The sequence below is a fragment of the Paenibacillus sp. JT22N7 genome, from assembly GCF_059383875.1.
Genome location: NZ_JBXENY010000004.1, coordinates 265,570 through 288,310, shown reverse-complemented (window position 1 = coordinate 288,310; position 22,741 = coordinate 265,570). Strand labels below are relative to the sequence as shown.

The 22,741-nt window shown below is 52.9% G+C and carries 18 protein-coding genes and 2 riboswitches; of the genes, 13 read left to right on the top strand and 5 right to left on the bottom strand.

All coding sequences use genetic code 11. The features are described 5' to 3' along the window. Positions 1-37 precede the first annotated feature (37 nt). Genes kdpB through kdpF form a run of 3 tightly spaced genes read right to left on the bottom strand, consistent with a single transcriptional unit; the run spans position 38 to position 3,891 of the window. Positions 38-2,071, bottom strand: coding sequence for a potassium-transporting ATPase subunit KdpB (gene kdpB, locus AC50Y5_RS12830; protein WP_056036610.1), 2,034 nt, complete (start codon positions 2,069-2,071; stop codon positions 38-40). Between the two features lie 22 nt (positions 2,072-2,093). Continuing rightward, complete coding sequence (kdpA, locus tag AC50Y5_RS12825) at positions 2,094-3,773, bottom strand: potassium-transporting ATPase subunit KdpA (protein ID WP_056036611.1); 1,680 nt, start codon at positions 3,771-3,773, stop codon at positions 2,094-2,096. 40 nt (positions 3,774-3,813) lie between these two features. Continuing rightward, a complete protein-coding gene (gene kdpF, locus AC50Y5_RS12820; RefSeq protein ID WP_494861529.1) occupies positions 3,814-3,891 on the bottom strand; it encodes a K(+)-transporting ATPase subunit F in 78 nt (25 codons plus the stop codon). A 255-nt stretch (positions 3,892-4,146) separates the two neighbouring features. Next, positions 4,147-4,336, bottom strand: a riboswitch (cyclic di-AMP (ydaO/yuaA leader). Positions 4,337-4,444: 108 nt separating this feature from the next. Beyond that, positions 4,445-4,645: riboswitch (cyclic di-AMP (ydaO/yuaA leader) on the bottom strand. Between the two features lie 574 nt (positions 4,646-5,219). On the opposite strand from kdpF, the gene AC50Y5_RS12815 reads away from it, so the two are divergent. From AC50Y5_RS12815 to bcp, 11 genes are all read left to right on the top strand, one after another. Then, complete coding sequence (locus tag AC50Y5_RS12815; protein ID WP_494861081.1) at positions 5,220-6,875, top strand: response regulator; 1,656 nt, start codon at positions 5,220-5,222, stop codon at positions 6,873-6,875. After that, entirely contained in the window at positions 6,872-8,764 is a 1,893-nt protein-coding gene (locus AC50Y5_RS12810; RefSeq protein ID WP_494861079.1) for a cache domain-containing sensor histidine kinase, read from the top strand. The genes AC50Y5_RS12815 and AC50Y5_RS12810 overlap by 4 nt, the downstream gene beginning before the upstream one ends. Continuing rightward, the gene (locus tag AC50Y5_RS12805; RefSeq protein WP_494861077.1) at positions 8,761-9,753 is read left to right on the top strand and encodes a substrate-binding domain-containing protein; all 993 of its coding nucleotides are present in this window, start codon (positions 8,761-8,763) and stop codon (positions 9,751-9,753) included. The genes AC50Y5_RS12810 and AC50Y5_RS12805 overlap by 4 nt, the downstream gene beginning before the upstream one ends. Before the next feature lie 134 nt (positions 9,754-9,887). Further along, a complete protein-coding gene (locus AC50Y5_RS12800) occupies positions 9,888-10,916 on the top strand; it encodes a galactose ABC transporter substrate-binding protein (RefSeq protein WP_056036619.1) in 1,029 nt (342 codons plus the stop codon). Positions 10,917-11,333: 417 nt separating this feature from the next. Next, positions 11,334-12,845 carry a sugar ABC transporter ATP-binding protein gene (locus AC50Y5_RS12795; protein ID WP_099518125.1) on the top strand — a complete coding sequence of 504 codons (1,512 nt, stop codon included), beginning with the start codon at positions 11,334-11,336 and terminating at the stop codon, positions 12,843-12,845. A gap of 33 nt (positions 12,846-12,878) precedes the next feature. After that, positions 12,879-13,898 (top strand): galactose/methyl galactoside ABC transporter permease MglC, encoded by a 1,020-nt coding sequence (gene mglC, locus AC50Y5_RS12790; protein ID WP_056036623.1) that lies wholly within the window; start codon positions 12,879-12,881, stop codon positions 13,896-13,898. A gap of 222 nt (positions 13,899-14,120) precedes the next feature. Next, entirely contained in the window at positions 14,121-14,504 is a 384-nt protein-coding gene (locus tag AC50Y5_RS12785; protein ID WP_494861074.1) for a hypothetical protein, read from the top strand. A gap of 2 nt (positions 14,505-14,506) precedes the next feature. Next, entirely contained in the window at positions 14,507-15,559 is a 1,053-nt protein-coding gene (locus AC50Y5_RS12780; RefSeq protein ID WP_494861072.1) for an FAD:protein FMN transferase, read from the top strand. Further along, entirely contained in the window at positions 15,556-16,134 is a 579-nt protein-coding gene (locus tag AC50Y5_RS12775) for a ferric reductase-like transmembrane domain-containing protein (RefSeq protein ID WP_494861070.1), read from the top strand. The genes AC50Y5_RS12780 and AC50Y5_RS12775 overlap by 4 nt, the downstream gene beginning before the upstream one ends. A 137-nt stretch (positions 16,135-16,271) precedes the next feature. Next, entirely contained in the window at positions 16,272-17,333 is a 1,062-nt protein-coding gene (locus AC50Y5_RS12770) for an asparaginase (protein ID WP_494861068.1), read from the top strand. Positions 17,334-17,402: 69 nt separating this feature from the next. Next, a complete protein-coding gene (gene bcp / locus AC50Y5_RS12765; protein WP_494861066.1) occupies positions 17,403-17,870 on the top strand; it encodes a thioredoxin-dependent thiol peroxidase in 468 nt (155 codons plus the stop codon). A gap of 109 nt (positions 17,871-17,979) precedes the next feature. Here bcp and AC50Y5_RS12760 read toward each other — a convergent pair whose 3' ends face one another. After that, positions 17,980-19,848: an LTA synthase family protein gene (locus AC50Y5_RS12760; protein ID WP_494861064.1), complete on the bottom strand. Its 1,869-nt coding sequence runs from the start codon at positions 19,846-19,848 to the stop codon at positions 17,980-17,982. A 271-nt stretch (positions 19,849-20,119) separates the two neighbouring features. On the opposite strand from AC50Y5_RS12760, the gene AC50Y5_RS12755 reads away from it, so the two are divergent. Next, complete coding sequence (locus tag AC50Y5_RS12755; protein WP_494861062.1) at positions 20,120-21,076, top strand: M15 family metallopeptidase; 957 nt, start codon at positions 20,120-20,122, stop codon at positions 21,074-21,076. A gap of 106 nt (positions 21,077-21,182) precedes the next feature. On the opposite strand, the gene AC50Y5_RS12750 is transcribed toward AC50Y5_RS12755, so the two are convergent. Beyond that, on the bottom strand, positions 21,183-21,263 hold the full coding sequence (locus tag AC50Y5_RS12750; protein WP_442952536.1) for a hypothetical protein: 81 nt from the start codon (positions 21,261-21,263) through the stop codon (positions 21,183-21,185). Between the two features lie 150 nt (positions 21,264-21,413). Between AC50Y5_RS12750 and AC50Y5_RS12745 the strand changes: the two genes are divergently transcribed. Beyond that, positions 21,414-22,376 carry a nucleoside hydrolase gene (locus tag AC50Y5_RS12745; RefSeq protein WP_494861525.1) on the top strand — a complete coding sequence of 321 codons (963 nt, stop codon included), beginning with the start codon at positions 21,414-21,416 and terminating at the stop codon, positions 22,374-22,376. The last annotated feature ends 365 nt before the right edge of the window (positions 22,377-22,741 follow it).

Genomic DNA, 22,741 nt, shown 5'->3' with positions numbered 1-22,741 from the left:
TCGTTTCATTAATAGGCCGCAGCCGATCTGGACGGCGTTAAATCCAAATATGAACCATCATGTCGATGAGCTTAATGCCGATGAACGGCGCGATCATGCCGCCGAGCCCGTAAATGAGCAAATTGCGGCTGAGCAGGCGGGCGGCGCTGAGCGGACGATAGGCGACGCCTTTCATCGCTAGCGGAATGAGCAGCGGAATAATGATCGCATTAAAGATGAGCGCGGACAAAATCGCCGACAGCGGAGAGCCAAGCTGCATCACATTCAGCGCCTGCATTTGCGGAATCGCCAGCATAAACATCGCGGGAATGATGGCGAAATATTTGGCTACGTCATTGGCAATGCTGAAGGTCGTGAGCGCGCCGCGCGTCATAAGCAGCTGCTTGCCGATCGAAACGACCTCTATAATTTTGGAAGGATCGGAGTCCAAATCCACCATATTGGCAGCTTCCTTCGCCGCCGTCGTGCCGCTGTTCATCGCCAGGCCGACATCGGCCTGCGCGAGTGCGGGCGCGTCATTCGTCCCGTCCCCCGTCATGGCGACGAGCTTGCCTTCCGCCTGCTCGCGCCGGATGACGGCGATTTTATCCTCCGGCTTGCTTTCGGCAATAAAATCGTCGACGCCCGCTTCTCTGGCGATAGTTGCCGCCGTAAACGGATTATCGCCCGTACACATAATCGTTTTGATGCCCATCGCTCGCAGCTGGTCGAACCGTTCCTTCATGCCAGGCTTGACCGTATCCTTCAAATAAATCAAGCCGAATATGTGCTGATCGACGGCGATAGCGAGCGGCGTGCCGCCTTCCTTGGCAATCCGCTCCGTCTCCTGAGCCAAATCAGCGGGTATGTCTCCTCCTTGGGCGAGCACCCAGCTGCGAATCGCTTCAACTGCTCCTTTGCGCACGAGCCGTCCATCGGCCAAATCGATGCCGCTCATCCGCGTCTCGGCCTGAAAGGGAACGAATTGACCGCCTTCGCCAAGCGCGGCATCGTAGGTTTTATCATGCTTTTTCATCCATTCCAGCACCGAGCGGCCTTCCGGCGTTTCATCCTGCAGGGAGGAAATAGCGGCCCATGCCGCTGCCTCATCTGCCCCAGCAGTGCCCACCGGATTGATTTCGCTAGCCATCCGATTGCCGAAGGTGATCGTTCCGGTTTTATCCAAAATCATCGTATTAATGTCGCCAGCTGCTTCGACCGCCTTCCCGGACATGGCCAGCACATTGAACTGGGTGACCCGGTCCATGCCGGCGATGCCGATGGCGGACAGCAGGCCGCCGATTGTCGTCGGAATGAGGCAGACGAGCAGCGCGATGAGCACGGGAATTTCCAAATTGACGTCCACATAAGCGACAATCGGGCCAAGCGTGACGACGACGATGAGGAAAATAATCGTCAGGCTTATCAGCAGCGTGTTCAGGGCAATTTCATTCGGCGTTTTCTGCCGCTTCGCGCCTTCGACGAGCGCGATCATCCGGTCGATGAACGTTTCACCGGGCTCGCTCGTGATTCGCATTTTGATGCGGTCGCTGATGACCCGCGTTCCGCCCGTCACGGAGTTGAAGTCGCCGCCCGCCTCCTTGATGACGGGTGCCGATTCGCCGGTAATAGCCGATTCATCGACGGAAGCGAGGCCTTCAATGACCTCGCCGTCGCCGGGAATCATTTCCCCTTGCGAGACGATAACGATATCCCCTTTGCGCAGCTCCGTAGAAGGGACGATTTGAATGCTGTCGCCCAGCAGCTTATTCGCCATAATTTCCTGCTTCGTTTTTTTCAGCGAGCCAGCCTGTGCTTTCCCGCGGCCTTCGGCTAACGCTTCGGCAAAGTTCGCGAACAGCACCGTAAAGAGCAAAATAATAAAAACAGTCAAGTTGAAGCCGATGCGATCCTGCGAGTCGAAGTACCCTGGAAATAGGGTCATGAGCAGAACGATCAGCGTTCCAATCTCGACAACGAACATGACCGGATTTTTCATCATATGGACCGGATTCAGCTTGAGGAGGCTCATCTTTAGCGCCTCAGTCACGAGCGGTCCGGTGAACAGTTTTTTAGCACGTTGGTCATTCATAACGCTTACCCCTCATTTCCCTTTAACGGATCGTTAAAAACTCGGCAATTGGCCCTGTGACAATGACGGGCAGAAACGTGAGCGCGCCGATCAAAATAACGACGCCCATTAGCATAACCGCAAACAGCGAATTGTCCGTTCGGAACGTGCCAATCGTCTCCGGCACCCACTGCTTGCGGCTGAGTGATCCGGCAACAGCAAGCAGCGCAATCATCGACATATATCGGCCGAAAAACATCACAAGCCCGGTCGTTATATTCCAGAACGGCGTATTGTCGGCCAGCCCCTCAAACCCGGAGCCGTTGTTGGCGGCCGAGGACGTATATTCATAAAGCACCTGCGTAATGCCATGAAAGCCCGAATTGGATATAGCGCCTTGCCCCAGGTCGGTTAGAAAAGCCGCTGCCGTTGGCGCGAGAATAATAAACGGATGCACGAGAATGGCAATGGCAATGAGCTTCATTTCGCGCGGCTCTATTTTTCGTCCGAGAAATTCTGGTGTCCGTCCGACCATCAGCCCGCAGATGAACACCGTCAGCATCGCATACATCAGCATATTGACGAGCCCGACGCCTTTGCCGCCGAAGACGACGTTCAGCATCATTTGGGCAAGGGGAACGAGCCCGCCAAGCGGAGTGAGCGTATCGTGCATCGAATTGACCGAGCCGGTCGTGGCCGCCGTCGTCACCGTCGTGAACAGCGCGGACTGGGCGATGCCGAAGCGAACCTCCTTGCCCTCCATGCTGCCTTGCGAAGCGTCGATGCCGAGTGTGGCGATCAGCGGGTTGCCGCTTTTTTCAGCCGTATAGGAAATCGTAAGAAAGATCAGAAACAGCGCCATCATCGCCGAAAAAATAACCCAGCCCTGCTTGCTGCTTTTCGCAAACCGGCCATACATGAAGGGCAGCGCGGCAGGCAGTGCCCACATGGACAAAATCTCAATGACATTCGTCAGCGGGTTGGGATTTTCGAACGGATGGGCGGAGTTGACTCCGAAAAAACCGCCGCCATTCGTGCCAAGATGCTTAATCGACTCCAGCGAGGCGACTGGCCCGATGGCGATATGCTGAACCGCGCCCTCGAGTGTCGTAACGGTCAAGGTAGGGCTAAGCGTTTGCGGCACTTGCAGCGCCACAAGCAGCAGCGTAATGATAATAGCGAGCGGGAAGAAAATCCGCGTATGTGCTTTGACGAAATCCTCGAAAAAGTTGCCGAGCGTTCCGCCTTTGCTCGTAATGCCGCGCACGAAGGCGACAGCAACGGAAAAGCCGGTAGCGGCGGACGTAAACATCATCATCGTAATGACGGCCATTTGCGCAAAATACGTCAGCCCTGATTCGCCGCTGTAATGCTGGAGATTCGTATTGGTCATAAAGCTGATGACCGTATTTAGGACGAGTGTCGGCTCCATGCCGCCGATTCCATTCGGGTTAAGCGGCAGACCGCTTTGCACCCTCAGCAGTACATAGCTGACAGCTACGAGCACGAAATTGAGTGTAATAAAGCTGAGCGCATATCTTTTCCAGCTCATGCCTTGGCGATTTTTGAGCCCGATTACTGCATATATGAGCGCTTCGATTCGTCCAAACAGCTTGTCAGTACGGTTTGGAACGTTTGAAAACACGGAATATAAATAATGCCCAAGCGGCTTTGCGATCAGCATGATCATGCCGACGACTACCGCCATTTGCAAGACGTCCACAGCTGTTCCTCCCTTGCTATAAATGATGAAACGTTATTTGCTAAAATTTTTCCGGATGGAGCAAGGCGTAGACGAGATACACCAGCAAAGCTCCTGTAACGAGCAATATGAGAATCATCCCCGTTCCTCCGTTTCGCTAATGGACCGATCGCACCAGCGTATAAATCCGGCAATCAGCCCGAAAGCTGCGATTAAGGTCAAAGCCATTCCGATATCCAGCATAGCTGCAGCGCTCCTTATTTCGTTTTATCCCTAGTCATTTTGGAAAAAAAGGCAGCAAAAAAGAAGCCTTGGGCAAAGAGGACTCTTCACCCGCAGCTTCCTTCATCCGGGCATCATACGCCCCTGATTCGCCTGCGATAAGTGTAAGTGTGGCCTCTCCCGTTGACGCTTGCGAGGTTAGCTGTCGGATTCGGGCGCGAGAGACGCCCTACGCTTGGCACTTATCGTGCCCTTGCGATTCACCCCGTGACGTTCCCTGCAATTGTCCATTGGACAACGACAGAGAGCCGTCGATGGTTCCCCCGTTTCTGCGGCAGTGCAGAACTCAGCGTTTGAAACAAAATGCCTGCCGATGTTGCGAGTGTTATTTTCGAAAAAAAGACAACAAAAAACCACAGAGGCGTATGACGCTCTGTGGCCTGATTTACAAGGTCACAATCGTTCACCATTCCTCTCTACACCTGCGCTTACGAGGTTAGCTGTCGGATTCGGGCGGTGAGAGTCGCCCTACATTTGCCTGAAGTTTCATGACACTCCTGCAAACGATTCACCCCTGCGCTGCCAGCTTCCGACTCTCACATCGGATGGCTGCAGTGCGTTTGGTTCCCCCGCTCTTCGCCTATTGGGCGAAGACTCAGCGATCAAGCAAAAACGACTTCGTCGTCCTTCTGGGACGAGCGAAGAGCTTTGCCCTTAGAAATATAGAGAAAGGATAACGAAAACCTATACTTTCCTATATTTCAAGGTGAAACGGCTATCGCCTTCCTTTGGCGGCGCAGCGCGTTTCAGTCCGAGAAATATAAGCCTATTTATAAGTGCAAAACTTATAAATTCTTATATTTCAAAAAAAGGTTCATGCATGCTATGAATCATACTCCCCCGCCGCGATTGCTGTAAAGGAAGCTTACGCCGCAAAAGAGAGCGAATGCAGCGGATTAGTTTGATTTTAAACGCTTACAACGAGATTTATCTTTAGCAAGGTCGATTTATCTCGCGATTTCTTTAAAATATAGGAAAGCATATGATTTTTTTCTTCCTTTCTCTATATTTCATCGCGAAACGGTAGCTTTGCCGCCAAAGGACGGCTTCAGCCGTTTACGCTTGTTTACTCAAAGCACCCCCTCTTTCCAGAAAACAAGGAAACGAATATGATAAATAGCATGCTGACAGAATCAGGTGTTTGCGGCTGCTCGGCCGCGTATTTAAATAGCGGGGGGATGAACGATGTATAAAGTGCTGCTGGTAGATGATGAAGAAGAGACGCGCAGCGGGCTGCTGCACGAAATTGCATGGGAGCGCCATGGCTTTGAAATTGTAGATACGGCGGCGAACGGCAGGGAAGCGATGGAGCTGATTGAGCGTCTGGAACCGGACATCGTAGCGACGGATATTAGCATGCCGTATATGAACGGCTTGGAGCTGGCGGAATGGACGAGGAAGACGTATCCGCTGACGCGCATCGTTATTTTTTCCGGCTATGATGAATTTGAATATGCGAAGCAGGCGATCGGCTTGCAGGTGGATGAGTATATTTTAAAGCCATTTTCCGCGCAGCAGCTGCTTGAGGTGATGGACAAGGTGAAGGAGCGGCTGAACGATGAGCGCGAGAAGCGGGAAAATATGCAGCTTTTGCAGGAGCATTACCGTACGAGCCTGCCGGTCGTAAAGGAGCTGTTCCTGTCGTCGCTGCTCACCCGCAAGCTTCCGCTGCGGCATATTGAGGAGAAGCTAGAGAAATATGAGCTGGATTTAGCGGGAGAGGCGTACATTGTGTCCGTGCTGCACACGCATGTATTGGAAGCGCTTCCCGGATTGCCGCTCCGCGCAGCGGAAAGCTCGCTTGCGGCCTCCAGCGATCTCGACCTCAAGCTGTTTGCCCTGCGCAATGTGGCGGAAGAGGTGTGGGGCAGACTCGGGCTGGGCAAAGTTTTTCTGCATCAGGATCGGGTGGCGCTGCTCGCAGTTGGACGGGGAGGAAGCGCGCAAGAGCTGATGGAGCGGACGCTGGGCGGGCTTGCTGAAATGCTGCAAAATATTCAGAAATACTTGCGTTTTCCCGTGACGATTGGGGTCAGCTCAACGCTGGCGGATGTCGCGCAGCTAAAGCAGGGCTATGAGGAGGCGCAGCAGGCGCTCGATTATCATAATTTGGTGGGCAGCAACCGGATCATCTGCATTGACGATGTAGAGACGCGCTATGTGGAGGAGCTGCAATTTGACGAGCTCAAGGAGCAGGCGCTCATTCGCTGCCTGCGCGTAGGCACGCATGAGGAGCTGGAGCAGCTGCTGGCTGCGCTTTTTGACGAGATTGAAGGCGTCCATGCCGCTTACCGGGAATACCAGCTTTACATGCTGGAGATGATGACGGCGGTCATGAAGCTGGTGAGGGAGGCAGGGCTGAACCTGTACGATATTGTGGGATACGAGCTGCAAATTTATGCGGAGCTGCAGCAGCTTAGCGGGCTGGCGGAGACGAGAAGCTGGTACATGTCGCTCTGCGAGAAAATTCGCCATCATATCGCCAGCCGCAGGCAAAGCTCCTACAAGCAGCTGGTCGAGGAAGCGGTGCGTTACACGAAAGCAAACTTCCATGACAGTGAGCTGTCGATTGCCCGGCTGTGCAGCCATTTGCATATTAGCGCGGGATATTTCAGCAGCCTGTTCAAGAAGGAGGTGAAGCTTACCTTCGGCGGTTATTTGCTTCAGCTGCGGATGGAGGCGGCGAAGGAGCTGCTGCGGGCGACGGAGCTGAAGACGTTCGAAATTGCCGAGAAGGTCGGCTTCTCGGACCCGAATTATTTTTCACTGTGCTTTAAGAAAAATGTCGGCGTCTCTGCCAAGGATTATCGCAATCAGGCGATGAATACGGATGCGCCATGAGGAAGCGCAGCATCCAGTTTCTCATTTCAGTGGCGCTGTCGGTATTTGCGGCTGCGGCGATTATAATGGTCAGCGTGCTGCTGTTCAACAAGTTTTCGCAGACGGCAGAGACGAATGCGCTGCGCAATACCCAGCAGGTCGTCGATCAGGTCAGCTACAATTTGGAGGATTATATCCAGGGCATGTCGGAAATTTACGGCGTTCTCCACGATACAATCAGCCGCAGCGGCGATGTGAACGAAGAAGAGCTGCGCAGCCAGCTGAATACGATCATCGGCATTCGGGGAGAAATTGTGTCGCTGGCCGTCATCGGGCATGACGGCGAGGTGATGATGAGCATTCCCGGCGTTGCGCTCAAGGAAAATTTGAGTCTTTACAATCAGCGCTGGTTCCAGAGCGCGCTTCAAACGCCGAACCATCTCAGCTACTCGCTGCCGCATGTGCAGAACATGTACAAAATGCAGTACAAATGGGTTGTCTCGCTGAGCAAAGGCATTACCGTAGTAAGGGGCGGGAAAACGGAGCATGGCGTGCTGCTGCTGGACGTCAATTTTAACAAAATCAATCAGCTGTCCTCGCGGGTTGTGCTCGGGAAGAAGGGCTACGTCTACATTGTGGACGAAAGTGCGGGCAATATGGTGTACCATCCGCAGCAGCAGCTCATCTACGCCGGGCTGAAAAGCGAAAACGTCGAGCAGGCGCTGAAATATACGTTCGGCAGCTTTCATGACGAATCCGGAGACGAGGATAAAATGATTACGGTGCAAACGATCGGCAACATCGGCTGGAAGGTGGTCGGAGTGTCCTTTACCGATGAGATTATTACGACAAAGCGCGAGCTGAACGATTATTTGCTGAATCTGCTGCTGCTTTTGCTTGTATTCGTCATTGCGCTGTCGTGGCTTATTTCGCGCATTATTGCCCGTCCGATCCGGCAGCTGGAGAAGTCGATGAAAAATGTCGAGCGCGGCGATTTCCATACGATGACGACCATTCGCGGGCCGCTGGAAGTAGAGCAGCTGTCCAGACGCTTCAATTTGATGGTAGCGCGAATCCGCGAGCTGATGCAGCAAATTGTTGTGGAGCAGGAGGCGAAGCGCAAATATGAGTTTGAGGCGCTGCAATCGCAAATTAATCCGCATTTTTTATACAACACGCTCAATACGGTCGTGCGCATGGTCGGCATGAACCGCAACGAGGAGGTGGTGACGACGATTACCTCCTTGTCGAAGCTGTTCCGCATCAGCCTTAGCAAAGGCAAGCCGATGATTCCGCTGGCGAGCGAGCTGGAGCATGCGCGGAACTATCTCATCATTCAAAATATCCGTTTCAAAAATAAATTCGATTATGTGTTTGACGTCGAAGAGGCCGCGCTGCCCAGCTTGTCGCTCAAGCTGATTTTGCAGCCGCTGCTGGAAAATGCCATTATGCACGGCATTGAGCCGTCTGTCGATAAAGGGTTGATTACCGTTCGGGCATGGATCGAGGCTGGGCAAGTGTACTTGCAGGTGAGCGATAATGGGCTCGGGATGAGCGGCGAGCAGCTGGCGGCGCTGCTCACGGGAGAGACCAGCGGTAGTACCGCCAAGCCGTCTGGATATGCTGGAGACCGTAAGGCTGATCGTGACGGCTTCATTGGAGGGGCTGCTCCAGAGGCTTCTAAAAGGTCAACCTCCGCCAATTTTGCATCGAGTTCTGCATCCAGTGCGGCTTCCGGCGCGGGCTCCGGCGTAGGCGTGCGCAATGTGCATGAGCGGATTCGGCTGTTTTACGGCGAGCCGTATGGCTTGCAGTTTGAGAGCGAGCTGGAGGAGGGAACGACCGTGACGATACGTTTCCCGTTCAAGCCAGCCGGTGCTGAAGCCGACGAGAGGAGTGAGGAAGGATGAGCGTAAAACGCAGGTTGGGACGGATCACTATGCTGTGCATGGTGGCTATGGGTGCGCTGCTGCTGGGCTCCTGCACGACGCATACGGCAGAGGACAATGCCATTCAGCGTGAAAATATCGACATCAGCCTGCTGCTCAAGCGGCTGGACGGCGACTACTGGAACTCCGTCGTCATGGGCGCCGAAGCCGCATCGAAGGAGTTTAATGTGACGCTGCATATTTCCGGACCGGATAAGCAGGGCAGCCCGGAGCAGCTTTTGGAGACGGCAAAGCTTGCGCTGGTGCATCATCCTGATGCGGTCGTATTTGCCTCCGGAGACGAAGCGGTTACGACCGGCATTGTCGAGGCTAGCAAGGCAGCACGGATTCCGCTCATTGCGATTGACACGGAGACGGAGGAAGCGGGCATCAGCTCGAGCATCACGATTAATCATCATCAGGCGGGACGAGCGGTTGCCCTCAAAATGAGCGAGCTGCTGGCAGGCAAAGGCAGCGTCGCCCTGCTGACGGACGGCCTTGGGGACAACAACCAGCTGCGCCGCGAAGAGGGCATTAAGGAGGCGCTTGCCGAGGAAAGCGGCATGGCGCTTATCGGCATTGAGCCCTGCTTGGAGGCTGACGGCAACTGCCGAAGCGTCGTCAGCAGCTTGCTGGACGAGCAGCAGGTGGATGGCATATTGGCGCTTAATGTCCAAGCCGCCGTATCAGCTGCCCTTGAGGTGAAGCAGCGGGGGCTCGGCGGCAAAATTAAAATTGTCGCCTTTGACAGCTCCATGGAGCTGCTTGAGCTGCTGCAGGAGGATCAGCTGCAAGCGGTGCTGGTGCAAAATCCGTTCAGCATCGGCTATCTTGGCATCAAAAACGCCGTACTCGCTTTGCGGGGCGAGGAAGTGCCACTGCATGTAGCGATGGAAGCCAAGCTGGTAAATAGCGACACGATGTTTTGGCCTGAAAATCAGCGGGTGCTGTTTCCCTTTATCCAGAAGTAAGGAGGATTTTAATAAAAATGATGAGGATTTTACATTCGTTTCCGGCCCCGTTTCAGCCATAATGAGGACACGAAAGAGAAACAGAGCTGCACACGCTCATCAGCATGAACTAAAAATGGGGAGGTCATGATGAAATGAAAAAGGTAACGGCTGCGCTGCTGATCGGCGCATTGACGGTAGCGGCAGGCTGCTCGGCATCAAACGGCAACGCAGGGGGAAGCGAGGGCGACCAGCCGAAGGTTGGGGTCGCGATTTACAAGTTTGACGATACGTTTATGACAGGCGTCCGCAACGCGATTACGGAAGCAGCGGCAGGCAAGGTGCAGGTGGATATCGTAGACAGCCAAAACTCGCAGCCGACGCAAAATGACAAGGTTGACCTATTCATCACGAAGAAGGTCAAATCGATGATCATTAACCCGGTAGACCGCACAGCAGCGGGCGTCATTATTGATAAAGGCAAAGCAGCGGACATTCCGGTCGTCTTCGTTAACCGCGAGCCGCTTGCGGATGATATGGCGAAATGGGATAAGGTGTATTTTGTCGGAGCGAAGGCGGAGGAGTCGGGCACGATGTCCGGCGATCTCATCGTTGATTACTGGAAGGCACATCCGGAAGCGGATAAGAATGGGGACGGCGTACTGCAATACGTCATGCTCAAGGGCGAGCCGGGCCATCAGGATGCCGAGCTGCGGACGAAGTTTTCCGTGCAGGCGATTGAGGATGCAGGCATCAAGGTCGAGAAGCTGGCAGAGGACACAGCGATGTGGGACCGGGTAAAAGGCCAGGAAAAAATGGCTGCGTTCATCGCTTCCCATGGCGATAAAATCGAAGCCGTCCTCGCCAACAACGATGATATGGCGCTCGGTGCGATTGAAGCGCTGAAGGCGGCGGGCTATTTTACAGGCGATAAATATATTCCGGTTGTCGGCGTAGATGCTACGGCTCCTGCGATTCAGGCGCTGGATGAAGGCACGCTGCTCGGCACAGTGCTCAACGATGCGGTGAACCAAGGCAAGGCGACGGTCGAGTTGTCCCGCGTACTGGCTGCTGGCGAAACGCCGAGCAAGGATAACACCGGCTTCGACATTACCGATGGCAAATACGTGTGGATTCCATACCAGAAGGTAACGAGCGAGAACAAGGATCAAGTGCTGAAATAGTCGCCTGAGAGGGCGAGCGGAATAAAGCGGTACGAAAGGAGCAAGGGAAGCATAAGGCTGGCGCTGCCCTTGCTTTTTTTAAACGGTAGCTTTGCCGCCAGAGGACGGCGACAGCCGTTTACGCTTGAAATATAGGAAAGCATATGGTTTTTCATCCTTTCTCTATATTTCATCGCGAAACGAAGCTTTGCCGTCAGAGGACGGCGACAGCCGTTTACGCTTGAAATATAGGAAAGCATATGGTTTTTCATCCTTTCTCTATATTTCATCGCGAAACGTAGCTTTGCCGTCAGAGGGCGACAGCCGTTTACGCTTGCAGCAAAACGAGCATTGCCTCCAAAGGCTGGCAGTGCCGTTTAAACACGGTTATTTACTGGATAACTTTAACTTAATTGTTTGTAAAGGGGTGTTATACAAATGCCAGAGCATCCGGCTTATGTGCTAGAGATGAATAACATCTCCAAATCTTTTCCCGGCGTGAAGGCGCTCGACGATGTGACGCTGAAGCTGCGCCCCGGTACGGTACATGCCTTGATGGGTGAAAATGGTGCAGGAAAATCGACGCTGATGAAATGCCTGTTCGGCATCTACAAGCCCGATGGCGGCGAAATCATGCTTGCCGGGCAGCATGTGCACATCAACAGCTCGAAGGACGCGCTGGCTCTCGGGGTGTCGATGATCCATCAGGAGCTGAACCCGGTGCCGCAGCGCGACGTCATGGAAAATATCTGGCTCGGGCGATTCCCGACCAGAGGTCTAGGGCCTTTGCAATTCATCAACCACCGCAAAATGCAGGAGGATACGGTGAAGCTGCTCAAAGATCTGGAGATGGATATTCATCCGAAACAAAAGGTAGGCGACTTGTCCGTATCGAAAATTCAATCGCTGGAAATCGCCAAAGCGGTATCGTTCCACTCGAAGGTCATCGTCATGGACGAACCGACCTCCTCGCTCACCGGAAATGAAGTGGAGCAGCTGTTCCGCATCATTAATGAGCTGCGGCGGCGCGGTGTATCAATTATTTATATATCCCACAAAATGGAAGAGATATTGCGTATTTCAGATGATGTAACCATTATGCGAGATGGCAAGCATGTCGGCACATGGGAAGCGAAGGAGCTGACGATTGATAAAATCATTACCCGCATGGTGGGCAGGGATTTATCGAATCGTTATCCAGAGCGGACGAACGTGCCGGGCGAGGTGCTGCTGCGGGCAGAAGGCTTGACCTCCGTGCATCCGCATTCGTTTAAGGATGTTTCGTTCGAGCTGCGCAAGGGCGAGATTTTGGGACTCGGCGGGCTTGTAGGAGCGCAGCGGACCGAGGTGATAGAAGCGCTGTTCGGGATGCGGGCGCTTAAGCGGGGCAGCATTCATCTGCATGGCAAAAAAATAAAGCTGAAGGCGCCATCGGACGCCATTCGCCAGGGTATTGCGCTGCTCACCGAGGAGCGGCGGGTGACGGGGATTTTTCCGGTGCTGACGATTGCGGAAAATACAGTCATTGCGAACTTGGGCAGGTTCAAGACGCCCTATGGTTTAATTAGCAATGCGCGGATAGGCGAAGTGTCGCAGCAGAGCGTAGAGAAGTTTCGGGTCAAAACGCCATCGACCAAGCAGCTCATTCGCAACTTGTCCGGCGGCAACCAGCAGAAGGTGCTGCTCGCCAGATGGCTGCTGACCGACCCGGAGGTGCTGCTGCTGGACGAACCGACGCGCGGCATCGATATCGGAGCGAAATATGAAATTTATTCGTTCATGATCGAGCTTGCCAAGCAGGGCAAAAGCATCATTATGATTTCCTCCGAAATGCCGGAGCTGATCGGCATGTCCGACCGCATCATCGTCATGCGCGAGGGGCGCATATCCGGCATCGTAGACGGCAAAGCGGCGACGGAAGAAGAAATTATGCGGCTTGCCGCACAGTAGTAGCGGGCAGGACAACTTGGAGGAGTGAATACGATGAATGCACTGGATGCAAAAGGAGTTAAGCATTTTTTCTCCCAAAATGCGATTTATATTATATTGGTTCTGCTTATTATTGGCATAGCAGTTGCTGACCCGAATTTTATCGGCATTACGACGCTGCGGGATATTTTGCTGCAATCGTCGACGCGGGTCATAATCGCTCTAGGCGTAGCGTTTGTGCTGATTACGGGCGGAACGGATTTGTCTGCTGGGCGGATAGTTGGCCTGAGCGCCGTCGTCTCTGCGTCGATGCTGCAAATGTCGGATTATCCGCGCAAGTTTTTCCCAAATTTGCCGGAGCTGCCGATTATCGTGCCGATTATACTGGCGATTGTCGTCGGTTTGATTTTTGGCTTGATCAACGGCATTATTGTCGCAAAATTTCATGTTCCACCGTTTATTGCGACGCTTGGCTCAATGGTTATCGTATATGGCGTAAACTCGTTTTACTTCGATATGAAGCCGAACCAGTCGCAGCCAATCGGAGGCTTAAGCAAGGAATTCAGCAAGCTGGGGACCGGGTATATCGGGCCGAACGGCACGTATTCGATCCCGTATATCGTCATCATAGCGATTGTTGTCTCGTTTATCGTCTGGGTCATCTTCAACAACACGCGGCTGGGCAAAAACATGTACGCCATCGGCGGCAATATCCAAGCGGCTAATGTATCGGGCATTAATGTATCGCGCAATTTGATTTATATTTATGCGATTGCTGGCGCGCTGTATGGGCTGGCAGGCGTGCTGGAGGCTGCCCGCACGGGGGGAGCCACGAACAATTACGGCAATATGTACGAGCTGGATGCGATTGCGGCCTGCGTCGTCGGCGGCGTATCGACCGCAGGCGGTGTCGGGCGCGTGCGCGGCATACTCGCCGGAGTGCTCATTTTCAGCGTCATCAACTACGGTCTGACCTTTGTCGGCGTAAGCCCGTACTGGCAGCTCATTATTAAAGGGATGATTATTGTTGCTGCGGTTGCATTTGATATTCGCAAGTATGTGGCGAAGAAGTAGGGGCGCGGCGATTTGACGAGGCAGTGGCAGGAGAAGTTTTTGCTTTCTAGGTGAGGAATGCGGTCTTGGGGCCGCATTCTTTTTTTTGTTATATACAGGTTTAATTCGTGTCGTAGAGCAGCAGTATTTTCTTTTAGCATTTCTTCAGATTCATTTAACGCTGTTTTCATCTTGCCTTCCTATACTTAGCTAAACTACAACGAGTAGGGTAGGTGGAGAAGGATGAGCGGAAATTCGAAATGGTTAAAATGGCAGCTTGGAGCCGCAGGCGCGGCGGGCATTTTTATATTATTCAGTACGGTGCAAAATACAGCAGCTTTTCAGGCGGCGCAAACAGCGGCGGCCGAAGGCAGCACAACCTCCGGAACGGAGCAGCAGGGCGATCAGCAGGATACGGTGGACCAGTGGATGTCCACGGGATCTAGCGACAGCGGCAGCGGCAGCTCGGATTGGAATAACGGCAGCAGCTGGTCAGACAGCTCCAGCGAAAGTGGATCGGATAGCTCCAGCTCAGGCAATCGCGGCAGCGTGGACAATCGGAGCAGCAGTGGAAGCGGCAGCTCCAGCAGCTCGGGCGGCATGCGCTCGCAGTCAGGCAGGTCCTAACGATGAGCGGGCGGGGGACGATACGGTTTCGGGCGATGAATACGAATGTCGAGATTATACTGGATTATGCAGCGGATGAGCGCCGCACAACGGCCTATTATGCAGACCGCGCTCGCGACTGGTTTGAGGCAGTGGAGCAGCGGTTTAGCCGCTTCCGCCCGGATAGCGAGTGGTGCAGGCTTGGCCGCTCGGCAGGCAACTGGGTCGTCGTGTCGGACTGGCTGTTTGAGGTTATTGCAGCGGCGGAAGGCTATCGCCGTCTGACGGCAGGGGTGTTCGACCTGCGGATACTGCCGGGGCTGGAAGCGTCCGGCTATACGGAATCTTTCGAGCACGCGGCGGAGTTCCAGGCGGGAGCTGGCGGGGCTGAGCGGCGGAAGCTGAGCCCTGCTGGCGAGCTGGAGCTGGACTATGGCATGAAGGCGGTGAAGCTCGCCGAGGGAACGAGTATCGACGCCGGCGGCATCGCCAAAGGCTGGGCCGTGCAGAAGCTCGCCGATTGGCTGAGGCGCAGCAGGCGGATTCCGGCAGGCATCGTCAATGCCGGAGGCGATCTGTATGCGTGGAACAGCGGGGACGCAGCGGCGCAGCCAGCCATTATTGATCTCCAGCATCCATGGGAAGCTGGAGCAACGGTTGGGGAACTGCTGCTGGCTAACGGCGCAGTTGCGACCTCAGGGACGCTGGGCAGGCAGTGGGGAACGGGCAGCTCGGCCGCGCATCATTTGATCGATCCGCTGACGATGCAGCCAAGCGTCAGCGATGTCGTTCAGGCGACGGTTGCGGGTCCCGATGCCGTCGCTTGTGAAATATGGGCGAAGACGCTGTGCATCGCCGGCCGCGATCAAGGCTTGCGGCTGATGGACGAGCATGCGCGTGACTGTGAAGCCGTTATTTTCATGAGCGGCGGCGAGATTGTGAAATATGGTAAAAGCCGCAAGTCCGGCTTGGAGTGGAATATCCGTGAGCCGCTGCATAGAGCGGGAACCGCGGAGGCTAGGGGTAGAGCCAGCAGCGGAAGCGAAATCGAATGCGAAAAGGAGGAGTCAGCATGACAGAATGGATTTTGAGCTGGCCGACATGGCAAATGACGCGGGTGCTCGGCATTGGCTCTTACTTGATGCTGTTCGTCGGCATGTCGCTGGGCATGCTGTACAGCTATCCGTTTGTGAAAGGACCCAGCAAAGCCCGCGTGTACAATTGGCATATCCGTTTCACGAATGGGGGAACGCTGCTGGCGCTGCTGCATATGGCGGTGCTCGTCATTGATACGTACACGCCATTTACATGGGGCGAGCTGCTGATTCCTTTTACCGCGCATGATCATCCGGTGATATATGGCATAGGTACGCTTGCGCTTTATGGCATGCTCGTGCTGATTTTGACCTCGGACCTGCGTCCGAAGCTGAAGCGGAAAGTGTGGCTCGCTATCCATATGCTCGCCTACCCGATCTATTTATTGGCTTTGTTTCACGGCATATTGGCTGGAACGGATACACAGCTTGGCCTTGTGCAGTTCATGTATGGTGCGACGTTAATCGTTACTGTAGGCTTGTTTTTGGGACGGGCGACCGTCAAGAAAAAGCCAGGCGCTGCGAAAAATCGGGGTATCGCGGCAAAAAGCGGGTAACTTATCCTGTTTTTCCTGTAGGATCGTATAGGTTTAGACAGCTTGCGGAGAAGATAGTAGAATGAATGGGAACTGGTATGAACAGGCGGCTGGTGCGAAGGGCGACCTTCAAAGCTGCTGGATATGGAGGAAACCAAGTGAGCAATCTTCTAGTTATTTTCACGGGTGGGACGATTGGCAGCAAATCTGGCGCAGGAGCGATTAGCGTGCGTGAAGCAGGCTCCTATGCGATTATTGAAGGCTATCAATCGGGCCCCCGTTACCGCGAGTCTGTAAAGCTGGAATGTGTGCAGCCGCTGAATATTCTCAGCGAAAATCTGGTGCCAGACGATTGGAATGTGTTGATTGAAACGATCCGCAGCGCGGACTTGTCCCAATATGACGGCATTATCGTCACCCATGGCTCGGATACGCTTGCTTATTCGGCTGCAATGCTTAGCTATATTCTGTGTGATAGTTCCATCCCGATTGTGCTGGTGGCCAGCAACTATCCGCTTGGCGATCCGCGCAGCAATGGACTGCGCAACTTCGCCTCGGCCGTTGAGTTCATAGATGGCGAGAAGCTGAAGGGCGTCTACGTCGTCTATGAAAATAGTGCAGGCGAGGCTATCGTGTATTTGGGTACACGCGTCACGCAAGCGGTGTCGTTCACGGACCAATTGGAATGCCCGTATGACGTGCATTACGGCATCATGAGCGAGGGCAAGCTGATCGTCAACGAGCATCCTTACAACCCATCTGCACAGGAGCTGCGTTCTCGCAAGCCTGCCCCGAGCCCGTTCACCGCTGGCAAGGATAAGCTGCAATCGGGCCTGCTGTATGTGAAGCCGTTTTTGGGCATGACCTATGACTATTTTGATTTTGGGCAAAAAGCGCCGAAGGCTGTCGTTCACGATCTGTTCCACTCCAGCACGGCGAATACGAGTGCGAGCGAGCGCCATTCCCTGCTTGCATTCGCCGGGTATTGTGCCCAGCATAGCGTAGACTTGTATTTGTGTCCGCTCAAGGACAGCTCGGAGACGCTATACGCGTCGTCGGTCGCTTTGCAGCAGGCGGGAGTGGCCTTTATCGAAAATATGTCGGTGGACGCGGCGCTTATGAAGCTGACGCTTGCTTATTCCCTTTATGCCGATAAGCAGCAAATTCGCGAGTTTGTGATGAACACACCGCTTTTCTATGAGTTTGTAGCATCTCGCTGATGGACATGCTATCGTTGTTTGAGTAAGCAAAGCAAGTGGAAATATCCAATACGAAGGAGCTGATTGAACATGACGCAAGTGCAAATTGGACAACAGGTTGAGAATTTTACATTGCCAGCCTCGAATGGCAAGGACGTATCGCTGCAGGACTATAAGGGCAAGAAGCTGGTCATTTATTTTTATCCGCGGGATATGACACCGGGCTGTACGACGGAATCGTGTGACTTTAGAGATTACAATGGACAATTCAAGACGTTCAATACCGAAGTCATAGGCATCAGCCCTGACGATCTGGCGTCACATGATCAGTTCATTGCTGCTCATGAGCTGCCTTTCTTGCTGCTCTCGGATACGGAAAATCAGGTTGCCGAGCAGTTTGGCGTATGGAAGCTGCGCAGCCGTAATGGCGAGGAATTTATGGGCATCGAGCGTTCAACCTTTCTGATCGACGAGGAGGGCAAGCTGGCGAAAGAATGGCGCAGTGTCGTCGTTGAGGGCCATGTGCAGGAAGTGCTGGAGGCGGCGAAACAGGCCTAACAGGCGCGGCAGGCAAACAGCATGATAGATGACAAGCGATTTTGTGAAAAATAAAGCGGCAGGCAGGATTAGAGCATTATGCTCTGATCCCGCCTGCCGCTTATTTGCGTCATTTCTGCGGTTCGCGGTCTGGCAGCTGGCTAACGTAGCTGTCGGAGAGCTGGAGCAGCTCCAGCGCGCGGTTGTATTCATCCTCGGTTGCTTTCTTGGCGCTTTCCATGCCATCGCCTGCGAGCGGGTGATGGGTGCCATCGTCGTAGCCGCTGCCGGACAGGAATAGCTCTTTGCTGCTGACAAAGGAGCCTGTCGGCAAATAATAGCGCTGTGGCAGCAGGTTATACGAGCTGCTGTTCAGCAGATCTTGGCCGAAATGAATTTGCTTATCCAGCGAAACACCAAGCAAGTTCGAAACCGTCGGCAGCAAATCAACCTGCCCGCCAAGCTGGTCAAACTCCTTCGGCGAGGTAATGCCCGGAGAAGCAATAATAAGCGGAATATTAATCATATCGGTATAGCTGTACTCATAACCGTAAATTTCTTCCATTAGCGCTTTATCATCGCGATCCAGCGAATAAATCGGCAAGCCCAGATGGTCGCCGTATAACACGATTAGGCTGTCATCCCAGAGGCCGCGCTGCTTGAGATCGTCAATAAATTGGCCAAGCACGTAATCCGCATAGTTCTGGGCGCGAATGTAGTCGCCGACGAACGTGCCCTCGTAACGCTCAGGCAGCTCCATTTTATACTTCGTATCCGGTATGGTGAAGGGGTGGTGAGCGGTCATCGAAATGACTTGAGCATAAAATGGCTGTTCCTTGCTATCCATTTTCTCCAGCTCAGCCGCTGTTTTCTTATAAAGCACCTCATCGGAAGCGCCGAAAAACACCGTATCGTCCTCACCGAAAAAGGCTTTATCATAATAGCGATTGAAGCCAAGCGCCTGATACAGCTCGCCACGGTTCCAAAACTCCACGACATTCGTATGGAACGTCGCCGTATCATAGCCGTTTTCCGTCAAAACCCGCGGCAGGCTCGGCAGCACCTTGCCAGCATACACTTGGGTAGCTGCGCCATTAGGCGGAATATAATAGGACGTGTTTACAATGAATTCAGCATCAGACGTATTGCCCTGACCCACGCCTTGGTAAAAATGCTTGAAATAATAGTTGTCCTTCGCCAGCTTATTCATATTCGGCGTAATTTCCTTGCCGTCAATGGTGAGGTCGATGAGGAAATTTTGGAATGATTCCAGCTGGATAATAATTAGGTTTTTGCCTTTGGCAGCCCCTTGCAGCTGCGGCGCAGCGACAGGCTCAAGCGTCTTGAGGCTGTTGATCTTCTCCTGCGTAATGGTAGAGGAATCAACAAGCTCGGGTTCTTTTTTGCCAAAAATCGTATAGGCCTCATAATTCAGGATGCCCATTTGCTCGGCTTTCACAATTTCATTCATGCTCGCGCTATTCGGCAAAATGTTGAATAGGCACAGGCCGAGCGATACCGCGAAGACGGTCGTTAGCATTCTTTTGCTCACACGAGTCTGGCTGGCGGTTTTCCAATACTGCGCCTTCTGCTTGCGAACGAGAAAATAAAACATAAGGATTACATCAATAAAGACGAGTAAATAATACGGGTCCATCAGTGAAAATACGCTGTTGCTAACCGCCGTTACCTGATTGACCTGCTTTAGGGCAGAGGTGGTGACGATGACGCCGTAATATTTATAGTACATCAGCACAGCAAAGAGAATGGCTGTTATTAGCAAATTCGCTGTTAAATAATACGTCAGCTTGCGTTTTGTTGCGAACCACTCAATGAGGCAAAAGACGATTAACGCAAATGGAACCTCCTTGAACAAGGTGCTCCACGACGGGCTTCCGAATACAACCATCCAAGTAAGAAAGCTTTTGAAAAGAACAATAATGGAGAAAACAATAATCGGTCTGGTGCTGAACAGACGTTTTGGTGCAGATAAAGTCAAAGTATCGCCTACCTTCCCTCGACAAATTAAGGCCGAGTCCCTCGTAAATTTACGATAAATTCATACTTATTATGCCTCTTCCTATAGTAGAATGTCAAAATGCAAAATTAGCCCTATGCCGCATATTCGCGGAGGAGGCTCACAAAAATTACATAGGAAATTTCGGCAACCTTTTAAGACAGATTGAAGTCTATTAGGTATAGTATAAAAAGAACAGACTAATCGTTTATTACCCTTTTTCCTGTAAATTAAACCATATAAGGAGTGCATCATGAAGAGAAAACGCAGAAGAGCGGTCGTTATTTTGTTATCTTTATGCCTAATTGCGATGGCTGTTATAGTAATTGTGAAGTTTGATAAAACGGCGGCTCAAGCGCCAGGTGATACAGCGGCAGTTGTTGCGCCAACAGTGGAAGCGAGTGCCGAGGTGGACGCTTCGCCATCCGTATCGCCGATCGAGGAAAGTACGACGCCGGAGGCGACAGAAACGGCAACAGCAGAAGAAACGCAAGAGGCAACGCCTGCTCCTACACCATCTCCGACTGTGAAGCCGACCCCAGAGCCGACAGCAACGCCGAAGGCAACAGCAAAGCCTTCCAGCGGCAGCTCTTCTGGCGATTTGGATGAAGGCTTAGCCGTTGTAGCGGAGCCGGAAAGCGTCACGGCGCTAGTGAATAAGCAAAACAAGCTGCCGGATGATTACGAGCCTTCCGAGCTGGTATATCCGGATGTGGCATTTATTTTCAGCGAGAAAATCGATAAGCGCAAAATGCGCAAAGTAGCGGCGGACGCTTTGGAAGAGCTGTTTGCAGGAGCGAAGAAGGACAAAATTTATTTAGCTGGTGTGTCGGCCTACCGTTCGCAAGCGACCCAAAAGGCGCTGTTCGATCGTTATGTGAAAAAGGATGGCCTGGAGAAAGCCAGAACGTACAGCGCTATCCCGGGGACGAGCGAGCATCAGACTGGGCTTGCGATTGACGTGTCTGGAAGCGACGGCAAATGTGCAGCCGAAAGCTGCTTTGGCGGTACGGATGAGGCGGTATGGCTGGGCAAGCATGCCTATGAATATGGCTTTATAATCCGTTATCCTGAAGGCAAAGATAAAATTACCGGCTATAAATACGAGCCGTGGCATCTTCGTTATGTAGGCAAGGCGCTGGCGAAGGAATTGACGGATAACGACGAGACGCTGGAGGAATATTACAACGCCATTCCAGTAAGCAAATAATAGCGGAAATGCAGCGTTTACCGAGTCTGGGCATGAGCTCAGGCGGGTAGACGCTGCTTTTTTCTGTGAAAATATTGCCGCTTTGCTATCCGCTTCAGAACGATATCTAGATCTTTGCCTCGAATGTGCGGCAGTCTGTTTCCGCAGATTCGGACGCCCGCTTGCCGCGGTTGCTTGCTACAAAAATCGAAGCAGCTCCGCAGTGGTTGCCGGCGGTTCAGAACTTGCAGGAATTGACGAAAGCACAATACGTCCTTTGCCATTGACAGCTCACCTCCTCAGCTATAGGATGGACAAATTAAGGATCAATTTATACAAGTGAAGGGAATGGATGCTGATGGGAACCAGGCTTTATTACAATCATGATGCGGGAGTAGATGATCTCGTTTCTTTATTTCTAGTTTTGCAAATGAAAGAGGTAGAGCTAGTCGGTGTATCGGTCATCCCGGCTGATGGCTATTTGGAGCCCGGCATGAAAGCCAGCCGCAAAATCATTGACCGCTTTGGACGCGGCGATGCCTCGGCAAGCGTCGAGGTAGCGAGATCCAATTCTCGCGGGCGCAATCCATTTCCTGCGGAATGGCGGATGCATACCTTTTTCGTCGACGCGCTGCCGATCCTTAACGAGCCGGAGCAGATTAAGACGCGTGAGGCGGAGCTGCCGGCCCATCTTAATATGATTGAAGCGATTCGCGCCTCGGATGAGAAAACAACGCTGCTGTTCACTGGACCGCTGACGGATTTAGCCCGTGCATTAGATGAGGCCCCGGATATTGAAGCGAAAATCGAGAAGCTCGTCTGGATGGGCGGAACGTTCAATGAGAAAGGCAATGTGCAGGAGCCGGAGCATGATGGTACCGCAGAGTGGAATGCGTTCTGGGACCCGGAAGCGGTAGAGCGGGTATGGGCCAGCGAAATTCCGATCTTCCTCGTTGCTTTGGAAAGCACGAATAAGGTGCCGCTGACGGTGCCGATTCGCAATCGCTGGGCTTCGCTGCGCCGTCATGAGGGTATGGATTTTGTCGGGCAATGTTACGCCGCCTGTCCGCCGCTTGTATATATGGAGACGAATTCGACGTATTACCTGTGGGATGTTCTAACAACGGCAACGGTGGGCGATTCAAGCCTCGTCTCGATGAAGACGGTCCACAGCAAGGCGATCGCGCATGGCCCCAGCCAAGGGCGCACCATAGAAGCGGCGGATGGCCGTCCGGTCAGCCTCGTGTACGATGTGGAGCCGGAGCGTTTCTTCGACTATATAACGGAGCTGGCTTGCAGCGCTGAGATTAATCCGGCTTAAGAAGGCTGTCCAGCGGAAATTTTAGAAACAGGAAGGATACTTGGTTTGCTTTTGCTGCATTGTTTTTGCTGCATCTTACAATGTAAGAGTGACTGTGAATAAAACGTTTCAAGACTTGTCGTGCGGTTTATTAATATGAAGAGGCTTCCGAATTCATTTTGGAAAAAAGAAAGAGATGAGGCTGACGCGCTTCATCTCTTTTTTGCTTAAGTAACACACTTAAGCGGCATATTTAAAATGTTTTTTCTAGAAGCATGGTGAAAAAGGCGGAGCGGAATGAAAAGGTTGGACTGTAGAAGCGTTAACGTTCGTTTTTGCCCTTGAATGTCCACCTGTGGTGGCTCATTCGATGACATTCAAGGGCA

Bases quoted from the DNA above. Each gene is read 5' to 3' on its own strand.
- kdpB (WP_056036610.1), bottom strand. From the start codon at position 2,071: ATGAATGACCAACGTGCTAAAAAACTGTTCACCGGACCGCTCGTGACT.
- AC50Y5_RS12805 (WP_494861077.1), top strand. From the start codon at position 8,761: ATGAGCGTAAAACGCAGGTTGGGACGGATCACTATGCTGTGCATGGTG.
- AC50Y5_RS12795 (WP_099518125.1), top strand. From the start codon at position 11,334: ATGCCAGAGCATCCGGCTTATGTGCTAGAGATGAATAACATCTCCAAA.
- AC50Y5_RS12775 (WP_494861070.1), top strand. From the start codon at position 15,556: ATGACAGAATGGATTTTGAGCTGGCCGACATGGCAAATGACGCGGGTG.
- bcp (WP_494861066.1), top strand. From the start codon at position 17,403: ATGACGCAAGTGCAAATTGGACAACAGGTTGAGAATTTTACATTGCCA.
- AC50Y5_RS12780 (WP_494861072.1), top strand. From the start codon at position 14,507: ATGAGCGGGCGGGGGACGATACGGTTTCGGGCGATGAATACGAATGTC.
- AC50Y5_RS12815 (WP_494861081.1), top strand. From the start codon at position 5,220: ATGTATAAAGTGCTGCTGGTAGATGATGAAGAAGAGACGCGCAGCGGG.
- AC50Y5_RS12810 (WP_494861079.1), top strand. From the start codon at position 6,872: ATGAGGAAGCGCAGCATCCAGTTTCTCATTTCAGTGGCGCTGTCGGTA.
- kdpF (WP_494861529.1), bottom strand. From the start codon at position 3,891: ATGATTCTCATATTGCTCGTTACAGGAGCTTTGCTGGTGTATCTCGTC.
- AC50Y5_RS12785 (WP_494861074.1), top strand. From the start codon at position 14,121: ATGAGCGGAAATTCGAAATGGTTAAAATGGCAGCTTGGAGCCGCAGGC.
- AC50Y5_RS12745 (WP_494861525.1), top strand. From the start codon at position 21,414: ATGGGAACCAGGCTTTATTACAATCATGATGCGGGAGTAGATGATCTC.
- AC50Y5_RS12800 (WP_056036619.1), top strand. From the start codon at position 9,888: ATGAAAAAGGTAACGGCTGCGCTGCTGATCGGCGCATTGACGGTAGCG.
- mglC (WP_056036623.1), top strand. From the start codon at position 12,879: ATGAATGCACTGGATGCAAAAGGAGTTAAGCATTTTTTCTCCCAAAAT.
- AC50Y5_RS12755 (WP_494861062.1), top strand. From the start codon at position 20,120: ATGAAGAGAAAACGCAGAAGAGCGGTCGTTATTTTGTTATCTTTATGC.